The sequence below is a fragment of the Xylophilus sp. ASV27 genome, assembly GCF_016428875.1.
In the GTDB taxonomy this organism is placed as follows: Bacteria; Pseudomonadota; Gammaproteobacteria; order Burkholderiales; family Burkholderiaceae_C; genus Xylophilus.
The window spans coordinates 1-11,816 of sequence record NZ_JAELTO010000124.1; the positions used below are offsets into that span (position 1 = coordinate 1).

An 11,816-nucleotide genomic window follows, 5' to 3' on the forward strand; every position below is an offset into this window, starting at 1 on the left:
CCCCCCCCCCCCCCCCCCCCCCCCCCCCCCCCCCCCCCCCCCCCCCCCCCCCCCCCCCCCCCCCCCCCCCCCCCCCCCCCCCCCCCCCCCCCCCCCCCCCCCCCTTTAGATGTGTATAAGAGACAGGTCCAGCCCGACCTGGCGCGCGGTGGGGCGCAGCCGCAGCAGCAGCGTGGCGTCGCAGCGCCGCGGCGCCAACAGGCGCGCCAGCAGCGCGGCCTGATTGAAGCCGCGCTCGCGCAGGCGCTGCGGCGACAGCGGCATGGGCAGCACCAGATCGGCCGCCTCCAGCGCCGGCTCGACCCAGGGCGTGCTGCGCAGCAGCAGCGCCAGCGGGCGCGCCCAGCCGGCCTCGCCGCGGAACTTGAAGGCCGCAATGCAGGCGGCCCAGGGGTAGCCATAGGCCACCGCCGCATGGCAGGCATCGAGCGGCGGCGGCGTGCGCAGGCAGCCGCCGCAGACCTCCACCCCGGGCGCCACGCGCAGGGCGCAGCGGCGGCAGCGCGGCAGCGGCTGGGCAAAGCGCCGCACGCAGGCCTCGCACACCGGGTGCGCCGGCCAGGCGGCGCAGACCGCGCAACGGCCCGGCACCGCCGCGCCCGCACGGCCCCACGCGGCCTGCAGTGCACGGGCGGGAGCGAGGGACATGGCGCCGGCCAGGAGCGAGCGGAACATCGGATCAATATACTCGGCGACCCCCAAGAGCCCGCACCCTGCGCGCCGCCCCCAGGGCCGCCGCGCCGGCGGCCTCCGACGATGTCCCCACAACGCCCGCCCACCATCGACCCCCGCGCCGCCGCGCGCTGGGAAGCCGCGCCGCCCGCCGCCGCCTCGCCCTGGCTGCACGAGGAGATCGGCCGGCGCATGGAAGACCGCCTGCAGTGGATCATGCTCACGCCGCAGCGCTGGGCGCACTGGCAGCCGCTGCGCGGCGGGCGCGAGACCCATGCGCTGCTGGCGCGCCGCTTCCCCCAGGCGGCCTGCGACGTGGTGGAGGCCACGCCCGCGCAGGCCCAGGCCGCGCGCGCCGCGCTCTCGGCGCCCTGGTGGCGTCCGGGCCGCTGGCGGGCGCCGGCCATGCGCTTCCTGGCCGGCCGGGATGCGCTGGCGCCCGGCAGCGTGCAGATGCTCTGGGCCAACATGGCGCTGCACACCGCGGCCGACCCGCAGGCGCTGATCGCCGCCTGGCACGCGGCGCTGGCGACCGACGGTTTCCTGATGTTCTCCTGCCTCGGGCCGGACACGCTGCGCTCGCTGCGCGCGCTCTATGCCGAACTTGGCTGGCCGCCGGCCGGCCCCGAGTTCACCGACATGCACGACTGGGGCGACATGCTGGTGCATGCCGGCTTCGCCGAGCCGGTGATGGACATGGAGCGCACCACGCTCACCTACGAAACCCCCGAGCGCCTGCTGCAGGACCTGCGCGAGATCGGCCGCAACCTGCATCCAGCGCGTTTCCCGGCACTGCGCGGCCGCGCCTTCCGGCAGCGGCTGCTGGCGGCGCTGCGCGAGCGGCTGGCCGCGCCGCAAGAGGGCGGGCGCCTGGCGCTGCAGATCGAGATCATCTACGGCCACGCCCTGCGGCCCGCGCCGCGCGCGCCGCTCGCCGCCGAAAGCGCCGTCTCGCTGCAGGAGATGCGCCGCATGCTGCGCGGCCGCTGAACGCGGCCGCGCCGTCCACCCGGCCCGCGGGAGAAGCCGCGCTAGAATCAAGAGTTATCGGAATGTTGGGATTCTTCCTCTGCAACGCAGGGGCTTCCAGTCAAGCGGCGGGCCTCATGATCAGGAGTCCCGGGCAGCGGCGGGCGGCCTCGGCTTTCTTGGGCAATCAGTGTCGAACCTCGTCTTTCGCTTCGCCACCGTGTCGGGCCAGAACCTCCACTGGTTCCTGCGGCGCAACTGCTCGTTCAAGCCGAGCCAGTTGGGGTGGATCTACCTGTCGCTGTGCCTGGTGTCGCTCGGCATCGCCAGCTTCTTCTGGGTCAACGGTGCGCGCCTGGTGATGCCCTTCGCATGGCTCGAACTGGTGGCGGTGGGGGTTGCGTTCCTGGTGTACGCGCGGCATGCGACGGACGGGGAGCACATTTCGTTGCAGGGCTCGTGCCTGGTGGTGGAGCGCGAGACCGGCGGCCGGCTCGAGCGTGCGGAATTCCGGCGCGAGTGGGTGCGCATAGAGCCCAAGGTCGGCGACGGCTCGCTGATCCAGGTCTCGATGCAGGGGCGGTCGATGGAGGTGGGGCGCTTCGTGCGCCCCGAATTGCGTCCGGCGTTGGCCAGCGAGATCCGGATGGCGCTGCGGGCGGCGTGACCTGGGCGTAGCAGCCATCCGAGCGGCGGCAGGAGGTTTGGTTTTGAGGCAATTTACACAAGAGAAGACGACGATGAAGCGCACTTTCAACAAGCTCGCCCAGTTGCTGCTGGCGGCGACCGCGGGCGTTGCGACGGCGGCGTACGCCGTCAACGATCTTCCGGGCGGCCCGGCTGTCCGCCAGCTCAACCTGCATGCTCCCGCCACCAAGATCGCCGAAGAGCAGTACTTCCTGCATTCCATGATGCTGGTGATCTGCACCGTGATCTTCGTGGCCGTCTTCGCCGTGATGTTCTATTCCATCTGGAAGCATCGCAAGTCCAAGGGCTACAAGCCGGCCAACTTCCACGAGTCGGTCACCGTGGAGGTGGTCTGGACCATCGTCCCCTTCGTCATCGTGATCCTGATGGCGCTGCCGGCCACCAAGGTGCTGGTCGCGCAGAAGGACACCACCAACGCCGACCTCACCATCAAGGCCACCGGCTACCAGTGGAAGTGGGGCTACGACTACATCACCGGCGAAGGCGAAGGGCTGGGCTACATCTCCACCCTGGTCAGCGAGCAGCGCGTCATGTCCGACGAAGGCGCCAAGGGCAAGGTGCCCGACAACTACCTGCTCGAGGTCGACAACCCGCTGGTGGTGCCGGTCAACAAGAAGATCCGCATCATCACCACGGCCAACGACGTGATCCACGCCTTCGCCGTGCCGGCCTTCGGCATCAAGCAGGATGCGATCCCCGGCTTCGTGCGCGACACCTGGTTCCGCGCCGAGCGCACCGGCGACTTCTACGGCCAGTGCCAGGAACTGTGCGGCAAGGAGCACGCCTACATGCCGATCCACGTGAAGGTCGTCTCCGCCGAGGACTACACCAGGTGGGTCGATGCCGAGCGCAAGAAGGCCGCCGCCAAGGCCGACGACCCGAACAAGGTCTGGACGCTGGAGGACCTGCTCAAGCGCGGCGAGAAGGTCTACGCCAGCAACTGCGCCGCCTGCCACCAGGCCAACGGCAAGGGCGCCGGCCCGATCAAGCCGCTCGACGGCTCGGCCGTGGTGCTGGCCGCCGACCACAACCAGCAGATCGACGTGCTGCTCAAGGGGCGCATGGACAAGGGCATGCCGTCGTGGAAGCAACTGTCCGACACGGACATCGCGGCCGTGGCCACCTATTCCAAGAACAGTTGGTCCAACAAGACCGGCCAGATCGTCCAGCCCGCAGAAGTGCTGGCCGAACGCAGCAAGTAATCGGCAGGCGCCCAGGTTTCAAAGGAAAGCAAGATGAGTGCAGTACTCGACCCCCACGGTCACGGGCACGATGGCCATGCGCACGACGATCACCACCACGCCCCCACCGGATGGCGCCGCTGGGTGTTTGCGACCAACCACAAGGACATCGGGACCCTGTACCTGCTGTTCTCGTTCACCATGCTGATGGTGGGCGGCGTGCTCGCGCTGCTGATCCGCGCGGAACTGTTCCAGCCGGGGCTGCAACTGGTGAACCCCGAGCTGTTCAACCAGTTCACCACCATGCACGGGCTGATCATGGTGTTCGGCGCCATCATGCCGGCCTTCGTGGGCTTCGCGAACTGGATGATCCCGCTGCAGATCGGGGCCTCGGACATGGCCTTCGCGCGCATGAACAACTTCAGCTTCTGGTTGATGATCCCGGCCGCGCTGATGCTGGTCGGCTCCTTCTTCATGCCCGGCGGCGCGCCGGCCGCAGGTTGGACGCTCTATGCGCCGCTGACGCTGCAGATGGGCCCGTCGATGGATGCGGGCATCTTCGCGATGCACATCCTCGGCGCCTCGTCCATCATGGGCTCGATCAACATCATCGTCACCATCCTCAACATGCGCGCCCCCGGCATGACGCTGATGAAGATGCCGATGTTCGCCTGGACCTGGCTCATCACCGCCTACCTGCTGATCGCCGTGATGCCGGTGCTGGCCGGCGCCATCACCATGACGCTGACCGACCGCCACTTCGGCACCAGCTTCTTCAACCCGGCCGGCGGCGGCGACCCGGTGATGTACCAGCACATCTTCTGGTTCTTCGGCCACCCCGAGGTCTACATCATGATCCTGCCGGCCTTCGGCATCATCAGCCAGATCGTGCCGGCCTTCGCCCGCAAGAAGCTGTTCGGCTACGCCTCGATGGTGTATGCCACCTCGTCCATCGCCATCCTGTCCTTCATCGTGTGGGCGCACCACATGTTCACCACCGGCATGCCGGTGACCGGGCAACTGTTCTTCATGTACGCGACCATGCTGATCGCGGTGCCCACGGCCGTGAAGATCTTTAACTGGATCGCCACCATGTGGCAGGGCTCGATGACCTTCGAGACGCCGATGCTGTTCGCCGTGGGCTTCATCTTCGTGTTCACGATGGGCGGCTTCACCGGCCTGATCCTGGCCATGGCGCCGATCGACATCCAGTTGCAGGACACCTACTACGTGGTGGCCCACTTCCACTACGTGCTGGTGGCCGGCTCGCTGTTCTCGATGTTCGCGGCCTTCTACTACTGGAGCCCGAAGTGGACCGGCGTCATGTACAGCGAGTCGCGCGGCAAGATCCACTTCTGGTGGTCGCTGATCTCGTTCAACATCACCTTCTTCCCGATGCACTTCCTCGGGCTCGCCGGCATGCCGCGCCGCTATGCCGACTACCCGATGCAGTTCGCCGACTTCAACGCCATTGCATCCGTGGGGGCCTTTGCCTTCGGCCTGGCACAGGTCTATTTCTTCCTGTTCGTCGTGCTGCCGGTCATGCGCGGCCGCGGCGAGCCCGCGGCGCAGCGCCCCTGGGAAGCGGCCGAAGGCCTGGAGTGGGAAGTGCCCTCGCCGGCGCCCTTCCATACCTACGAGACCCCGCCCAAGCTCGACGCCACCGCCACGCGCGTGATCGGCTGAGCCGGAGCATCCGCCATGAGCCCGGAACAGAAGAAGAGCAACCTGCGCCTCGCGCTGATCTTGGCGTCGATCGCGCTGGTGTTCCTCATCGGTTTCTGCGTCAAGATGGTCTACCTGGGCCGCTAGCCGGCACGAAAGGTCCCCTATGGCAAAGCACGGCAACAACGCGAAGATGGTGGGCAAGCTGGCGATCGTGACGGCCGGCATGTTCGCCTTCGGCTACGTGCTGGTGCCGCTGTACAGGGCCATCTGCGAGGCCACCGGCATCAACATCCTGGCGCTGACCGAGCGCGAGGTGCCGGGCAACGGCACCGCAGGCAAGAACGTGCGCGTGCCGGCCAACAGCCAGATCGACACCAGCCGCACCATCACGGTGGAGTTCGACTCCAACGCCCGCGGGCTGTGGGAATTCAAGCCCGAGGTGCGCTCCATGCAGGTCCATCCCGGCCAGTTGGCCACGGTGATGTACGAGTTCCAGAACACGCAGAACCGCCGCATGGCCGCGCAGGCCATTCCGAGCTACGCGCCCCGCGAGGCGGCCCCGTACTTCAACAAGCTGGAGTGCTTCTGCTTCAACCAGTACACGATGGAGCCGGGCGAGCAGAAGCACTGGCCGGTGGCCTTCGTGATCGACCCCAAGCTGTCCAAGGACGTGACGACCATCACGCTGTCCTACACCTTCTTCGAGGTCGGCGGCAGGACGCCGCCGGCGCCCGTGGCCAGCGCCGCCGCCCTGGTCGTGTCGCCGGAGGCCGGCTCGTGAGCGCCCCGGGCTCCAGGCCCACGGCCGGCGTCGGCCTGCTACGCACCGTGAAGGCGGTGGCCTGGTCCTTCATCGGCCTGCGCAAGGGCAGCGACTTCGACCAGGACGTGAAGCAGCTCAACCCGCTGCACATCGTCGCGGTGGGCATCGCCGCGGCCATATTGCTGGTGCTGGGCCTGGTCGGCCTGGTCCACTGGGTCACGTAGCAGCCCGCAGGCCACGAGATTCGAAAACAAAGAGCACAAGAGAGATTCAGGAGCAGAAATGAGTTCAACCCACACCAGCGCCACGCCGTACTACTTCGTGCCCGCCGAGTCGCGCCATCCGGTGATGGCCGCTGCCGGCCTTTTCTTCGTGATCCTGGGCGCGGCGCAGTGGATCAACGGGCACCAGTGGGGCATGTACTCGCTGGCCCTGGGCCTGGTCTGGTGGCTGGCCGTGCTGTACCAGTGGTTCAGCCAGTCGGTGCAGGAGAGCGAGGGCGGGCGCTATGGCTACAAGATCGACCTGTCCTACCGCTGGAGCATGGCCTGGTTCATCTTCTCGGAAGTGATGTTCTTCGGCGCCTTCTTCACCGCGCTGTGGTGGGCCCGCGCGCATTCCGTGCCGGCCCTGGGCAGCCTGGACAACGCGCTGCTGTGGCCCGAATTCAAGGCGGCATGGCCCACCGTGGCCGCCGGCGCGACGGCTTCGCCCGCCAACATCGTGGAGCCGTTCCAGACGGTCGGCCCGTTCTGGCTGCCCACCATCAACACCGCGCTGCTGCTGTCCTCGGGCGTGACGCTGACCATCGCCCACCATGCGCTGCGCGAGAACCACCGTGCCAAGACGATCCGCTTCATGTGGATCACCGTGCTGCTGGGCTTCGTCTTCCTGTGCGTGCAGGGCTATGAATACCACCACCTGTACTCGGAGCTCAACCTCAAGCTCACCTCGGGCGTCTACGGCTCCACCTTCTACCTGCTGACCGGCTTCCACGGGTTCCACGTGTTCATCGGCATGCTGATGCTGTTCTTCATCACGCTGCGCCTGCGCAAGGGGCACTTCACGGCCGAGCGCCACTTCGGCTTCGAGGGCGCGGCCTGGTACTGGCACTTCGTGGACGTGGTCTGGCTCGGCCTGTACATGCTCGTCTACTGGACCTGAGCGCAGGCTCCGGGCACCACGCAAAAAAGGCGCCGCAGGGCGCCTTTTTTACACGGGAGGCCTCTCAGCCAGACACCGGCAGGCCGGTGGGGTGGATGTAGCCCAGCTTCCATGCGATCAGCACACAGATGAACAGCACTACCGACAGCCCGATGCGCACCGTCAGCGCGCGCGCCATGTTGCTGGTCTTGGACTTGCCGTCGCGGCCATCGCGCATCATGAAGAACAGCGCAGACCCCAGGCTGGCAAGAATGCCCAGAAAGGCGATCAGCATGACGATTTTCATGGAGCGGATTATCCCGTGAGCCTGCGCGCCCCGCCACTGACATGGCGATTCCTGCTGATCACCCTCGCCACCCTGCTCGGCGTGGGCGTGACCGCGTCGCTGGGCCGCTGGCAACTGGCGCGCGCGGCCCAGAAGGAGGCGATCCACAGCACCATGCTGCAGCGCGAGGCACTGCCGATGCCGGACGGCGCTGCGCTGCGCGCGGCCCTGCCGGTAGCGGGGGATTCTGAGGCCCAGCCCCAGGCGCTGGAGCCGCTGCTGCACCGCCGCGTGGTGCTGCAGGGGCACTGGCAATCCCATGCGACCGTGTTTCTGGACAACCGCCAGATGGACGGGCGCCCGGGCTTCTTCGTGATGACGCCGCTGCAGCTCGATGCCGGCCCCGCCGTGCTGGTGCAGCGCGGCTGGGTGCCGCGCAACTTCGAGGACCGCACCCGGCTGCCGGCGGTCGAGACGCCGGCAGGCACGGTACAGGTGCAAGGGCGCATAGAGGCGCCACCTTCCAAGCTGTTCGACTTCGGCGCGAGCGATGCGTCCGAGGGGTCTTCGCGCATCCGGCAAAATCTCGACCTGCCGGAGTTCCGGCGCGAGACCGGGCTGCCGCTGGCGGCCCTCTCGGTGGTGCAGACCGGCGATGCCAGCGAAGGCCTGCAGCGCCGCTGGCCCGAGATTGCCAGCGGCGTGGAACGCCACTACGGCTATGCCTTCCAATGGTTCGGGCTTTGCGCCCTCATCGCATTCCTCTATGTCTGGTTCCAATTTGTACGCAAGGCTTGATGCTCACCCCCAGGCTTCGCACTTCGAGTCTTCGCCCACCCCCTTGCAGGGGGCAACACCTGCGGCCCGGCGGAGCCGGATCCGAGGTGTTCCTCGGATGAAATCCCGCGCATCGGGGTGCTGACATGGAAGACCAGCCCCTGGGCCTGACGGTCCATTCGATGCCGCAGCCGGGCGACGCGCAGGCGCAGCGGCGCACCGTGCATGGCCGCTGGAAGATGCTGGCGGTGATGCTGGTGTGCGCGGCGCCGGTGCTGGCCTCGTATTTCACTTACTACGTGGTGCGGCCCGAAGGCGGGCGCGCCTATGGCGAACTGATCGCGGCGCAGCCGCCTCTGCCCGACGTGCCGGCGACCACGCCCGGCGGCCAGACGCAGAGCCTGGCGGCGCTGCGCAACCAATGGCTGCTGGTGAGCGTGGCCGGCGGCGCCTGCGACGCCCGCTGCGAACAGAACCTCTACCTGCAGCGGCAGCTGCGCGAGAGCCTGGGGCGCGAGAAGGACCGCCTGGACTGGGTCTGGCTGATCGACGACGCCGCGCCGGTGCGCCCCGAACTGGCCCAGGGCATACGCCAGGCGACGAGCCTGCGCGTGGACCGCGCCGCGCTGGCGGCCTGGCTGGCGCCGGCCGAGGGCCGCACGCTGGAGGACCATCTCTACGTGGTGGACCCGATGGGGCGCTGGATGATGCGTTTCCCGGCCGACATGGACGCCCATGGCGCGGCCCGGGCCAAGCGCGACCTGGAGCGGCTGCTGCGCGCATCGGCCTCCTGGGACGAAGCCGGGCGCTGAGTCCTGTTGTTGTGATGGAACACTCCGACCTGTACGACCTCTCGCCCGCGCTGCAGTTGATGCTCACCGGCCTGCTGGTCGCGTCCGTGCCGCTGCTGTGGCTCTGGATGCGCCACCGCGGCGCCAGCGCCGTGCGCCGGCTGCAGGCGCTGACCGTGCTCACGCTGTTCCTCACCTTCGACCTGGTGCTGTTCGGCGCCTTCACGCGGTTGACCGATTCCGGCCTGGGCTGCCCGGACTGGCCCGGCTGCTACGGCCATGCCAGCCCGGTGGGCGCGCGCGGCCAGATCGCGGCGGCGCAGAGCGCCATGCCGACCGGCCCGGTCACGCACGGCAAGGCCTGGGTCGAGATGGTCCACCGCTACCTGGCCACCGGCGTCGGCGTGCTGATCCTGACCCTGACCGTCGCCACCTGGTGGCTGGCGCGGCAGCGGCGCCGCCGGGGCGGGCCCGTGCTGCCGGTGCATCCGGCCTGGCCGGCGCTGACCCTGGTCTGGGTCTGCATTCAGGGCGCGTTCGGCGCCCTGACCGTGACCTGGCGCCTGTTCCCGGCCATCGTGGTGCTGCACCTGGCCGGCGGCCTGATCCTGCTGGCGCTGCTGTGCGCCCAGGCGGTGCGCCATGCGCAGGCCCGGGGCGGCTACCGGCCGGTGGAGCTGCCGCCGGCCCTGCGCGCCGGGCTGGCCCTGACCTGCGCCATGCTGGCGCTGCAGATCCTCCTCGGCGGCTGGGTCAGCACCAATTACGCGGTGCTGGCCTGCGAGCAGTTCCCCACCTGCCAGGGCAGTTGGTGGCCGCCGATGGATTTCGCCCAGGGCTTCCAGGTCTGGCGGCCGCTGGGCCTGCTGCAGGACGGCAGCAACATCAGCTTCGCCGCGCTCACCGCGATCCACTACGTCCACCGCCTGTTCGCCTACGCGCTGTTCCTCGCGCTGGGCCTGCTGGCCTGGCGCCTGTGGCGCGTGCCCGGGCTGGCGCGCGCGGCGCGCTGGCTCGCGGGCCTGGCGCTCTGGCAGTTCGCCACCGGCCTGTCCAACGTGGTGCTGGACTGGCCGCTGATCGCGGCCGTGTCCCATACCGGCGGCGCCGCCGCCCTGGTGCTGGCGCTGAGCTGGGCCTTCTTCTCCAGCCGCCCGGCCGCAGCGCGGCCGGCGGCGGGTTTCTCCGGATCTCCTTCATGAGCGTCGCCTCCACCCTCGGCGCACCTTCGCGCTTCCAGCAGTTCTACGCACTGACCAAGCCGCGCGTGGTGCAACTGATCGTCTTCTGCGCCCTGATCGGCATGGTGCTGGCCGTGCCCGGCGTGCCGAGCTGGGCCGACATCCGCCTGGCCGCGGTGGCCTGCGCCGGCATCTGGCTGGTGGCGGGCGCTGCCGCCGCCTTCAACTGCCTGGTGGAGAAGAGCATCGACGCCAAGATGCGGCGCACCGCCTGGCGCGCCACGGCGCGCGGCCAGCTGAGCGACCTGCAGGCGCTGGCCTTCTCCGGCGCGCTGTGCACCGCAGGCTCCTGGCTGCTGTATGCCTACGTCAACCCGCTGACCATGTGGCTGACCTTCGCCACCTTCGTCGGCTACGCGGTGGTCTACACCGTGATCCTCAAGCCGCTGACGCCGCAGAACATCGTCATCGGCGGCGCTTCGGGCGCCATGCCGCCGGTGCTCGGCTGGGCCGCCATGACCGGCGACGTCGGGCCCGAGGCGCTGATCCTGTTCCTGATCATCTTCCTGTGGACGCCGCCGCACTTCTGGGCGCTGGCGCTGTACCGGGTGGAGGACTACCGCAAGTCCGGCCTGCCGATGCTGCCGGTGACCCACGGCAACGAGTTCACGCGGCTGCAGGTGCTGCTCTACACGCTGATCCTGTTCGCGGGCTGCCTCATGCCCTTCATCTACGGCATGAGCTCGTGGATCTACCTGGCCGCCGCCGTGGTGCTCAACGCGGGCTTCTGCGCCTACGCATTCCGGCTGTGGCGCAGCTACTCGGACGCGCTGGCGCGCCGCACCTTCCGTTTCTCGCTGATCCACCTGAGCCTGCTGTTCGCGGCGCTGCTGGTGGACCATTACGTCTTCTAGGAGCTTTGCCGTGCTGCCGACCCGCCGCCTCGTCCTGGCCTCCGCCGCTGCCGCGGCGCTGGCCGCCTGTTCCAAATCCGCGCCCGGACCGGGCTTCCATGCCGTGGACATCACCGGCGCCGACTACGCCCGCGACTTCTCCCTGGCCGACCAGTTCGGCAAGACGCGCAGCCTGGCCGACTTCAAGGGCAAGGTGGTGGTGGTGTTCTTCGGCTTCACCCAGTGCCCGGACGTGTGCCCGACCACCATGGCCGAACTGGCCGAGGTCAAGCGCCAACTGGGCGCCGACGGGGAGCGCCTGCAGGCCATCTTCATCAGCGTAGACCCGGAACGCGACACGCCCGAGGTGCTCAAGGCCTACATGGAGAACTTCGACCCCGGCTTCATCGCGCTGCGCCCCACGCCGGAGCAGTTGCCGGCGGTGGCCAAGGACTACAAGATCTACTACAAGAAAGTCGAGGGCAAGCAGCCGGGCAGCTACTCCATGGACCATTCGGCTGGCAGCTACCTCTACGACCCGCAAGGCCGCCTGCGCCTGTACAGCCGCTACGGCAGCCCCAGCACCGACCTGCTGGCCGACATCAAGGTCCTGCTGGCCGCCTGATGCTATTTTATTGATAGCTGAAAGCCCAGGTTGTCAGGGCAATCGCATCTAAATCCAAGCGAAACTAAAGCGCTGAAACAACCCTTCTAGCGCAGCCCCGATGAACCTACTGCACCACCTGCAGAGCATCTCCGACCCCCGAAGCCACCGCACGCGTCG

General features: G+C 68.6%; 14 protein-coding genes and 1 pseudogene. 13 read left to right on the forward strand and 2 right to left on the reverse strand.

The window, feature by feature from the left end:
• Nucleotides 1–129 precede the first annotated feature (129 nt).
• A pseudogene (locus JHD63_RS19475) lies at nucleotides 130–648 on the reverse strand (ComF family protein); the annotation flags it as partial.
• 108 nt (nucleotides 649–756) lie between these two features.
• On the opposite strand from JHD63_RS19475, the gene JHD63_RS19480 reads away from it, so the two are divergent.
• The 8 genes from JHD63_RS19480 (at nucleotide 757) to JHD63_RS19510 (ending at nucleotide 7,125) form a co-directional block, all read left to right on the forward strand.
• Nucleotides 757–1,662 (forward strand): biotin synthase, encoded by a 906-nt coding sequence (locus JHD63_RS19480; protein ID WP_198972465.1) that lies wholly within the window; start codon nucleotides 757–759, stop codon nucleotides 1,660–1,662.
• Nucleotides 1,663–1,831: 169 nt separating this feature from the next.
• Nucleotides 1,832–2,308 carry a DUF2244 domain-containing protein gene (locus JHD63_RS19485; protein ID WP_198972466.1) on the forward strand — a complete coding sequence of 159 codons (477 nt, stop codon included), beginning with the start codon at nucleotides 1,832–1,834 and terminating at the stop codon, nucleotides 2,306–2,308.
• 73 nt (nucleotides 2,309–2,381) lie between these two features.
• On the forward strand, nucleotides 2,382–3,551 hold the full coding sequence (gene coxB / locus JHD63_RS19490; protein ID WP_198972467.1) for a cytochrome c oxidase subunit II: 1,170 nt from the start codon (nucleotides 2,382–2,384) through the stop codon (nucleotides 3,549–3,551).
• A 33-nt stretch (nucleotides 3,552–3,584) separates the two neighbouring features.
• Nucleotides 3,585–5,216 carry a cytochrome c oxidase subunit I gene (ctaD, locus tag JHD63_RS19495; protein WP_198972468.1) on the forward strand — a complete coding sequence of 544 codons (1,632 nt, stop codon included), beginning with the start codon at nucleotides 3,585–3,587 and terminating at the stop codon, nucleotides 5,214–5,216.
• Nucleotides 5,217–5,231: 15 nt separating this feature from the next.
• A complete protein-coding gene (locus JHD63_RS24200) occupies nucleotides 5,232–5,342 on the forward strand; it encodes a cytochrome oxidase small assembly protein (RefSeq protein WP_233168460.1) in 111 nt (36 codons plus the stop codon).
• Nucleotides 5,343–5,361: 19 nt separating this feature from the next.
• Nucleotides 5,362–5,979: a cytochrome c oxidase assembly protein gene (locus JHD63_RS19500; protein ID WP_198972469.1), complete on the forward strand. Its 618-nt coding sequence runs from the start codon at nucleotides 5,362–5,364 to the stop codon at nucleotides 5,977–5,979.
• A complete protein-coding gene (locus JHD63_RS19505; RefSeq protein WP_198972470.1) occupies nucleotides 5,976–6,185 on the forward strand; it encodes a DUF2970 domain-containing protein in 210 nt (69 codons plus the stop codon). Before JHD63_RS19500 ends, JHD63_RS19505 begins: the two co-directional genes overlap by 4 nt.
• A gap of 58 nt (nucleotides 6,186–6,243) precedes the next feature.
• Nucleotides 6,244–7,125: a cytochrome c oxidase subunit 3 gene (locus JHD63_RS19510; protein WP_198972471.1), complete on the forward strand. Its 882-nt coding sequence runs from the start codon at nucleotides 6,244–6,246 to the stop codon at nucleotides 7,123–7,125.
• 64 nt (nucleotides 7,126–7,189) lie between these two features.
• On the opposite strand, the gene JHD63_RS19515 is transcribed toward JHD63_RS19510, so the two are convergent.
• Nucleotides 7,190–7,411 carry a twin transmembrane helix small protein gene (locus JHD63_RS19515; protein WP_198972472.1) on the reverse strand — a complete coding sequence of 74 codons (222 nt, stop codon included), beginning with the start codon at nucleotides 7,409–7,411 and terminating at the stop codon, nucleotides 7,190–7,192.
• Between the two features lie 15 nt (nucleotides 7,412–7,426).
• Here JHD63_RS19515 and JHD63_RS19520 point away from each other — a divergent pair, with 15 nt between their 5' ends.
• The 5 genes from JHD63_RS19520 to JHD63_RS19540 all read left to right on the forward strand — a co-directional run bounded on the left by JHD63_RS19520 (nucleotide 7,427) and on the right by JHD63_RS19540 (nucleotide 11,657).
• Nucleotides 7,427–8,188, forward strand: coding sequence for an SURF1 family protein (locus JHD63_RS19520; protein ID WP_370590583.1), 762 nt, complete (start codon nucleotides 7,427–7,429; stop codon nucleotides 8,186–8,188).
• A gap of 125 nt (nucleotides 8,189–8,313) precedes the next feature.
• Nucleotides 8,314–8,979 carry a hypothetical protein gene (locus JHD63_RS19525; protein WP_198972473.1) on the forward strand — a complete coding sequence of 222 codons (666 nt, stop codon included), beginning with the start codon at nucleotides 8,314–8,316 and terminating at the stop codon, nucleotides 8,977–8,979.
• A gap of 14 nt (nucleotides 8,980–8,993) precedes the next feature.
• Nucleotides 8,994–10,160, forward strand: coding sequence for a COX15/CtaA family protein (locus JHD63_RS19530; protein WP_198972474.1), 1,167 nt, complete (start codon nucleotides 8,994–8,996; stop codon nucleotides 10,158–10,160).
• Nucleotides 10,157–11,053, forward strand: a complete 897-nt coding sequence (gene cyoE / locus JHD63_RS19535) for a heme o synthase (protein WP_198972475.1) — start codon at nucleotides 10,157–10,159, stop codon at nucleotides 11,051–11,053. Before JHD63_RS19530 ends, cyoE begins: the two co-directional genes overlap by 4 nt.
• A gap of 13 nt (nucleotides 11,054–11,066) precedes the next feature.
• Nucleotides 11,067–11,657 carry an SCO family protein gene (locus JHD63_RS19540; protein ID WP_198972477.1) on the forward strand — a complete coding sequence of 197 codons (591 nt, stop codon included), beginning with the start codon at nucleotides 11,067–11,069 and terminating at the stop codon, nucleotides 11,655–11,657.
• Nucleotides 11,658–11,816: the final 159 nt, after the last annotated feature.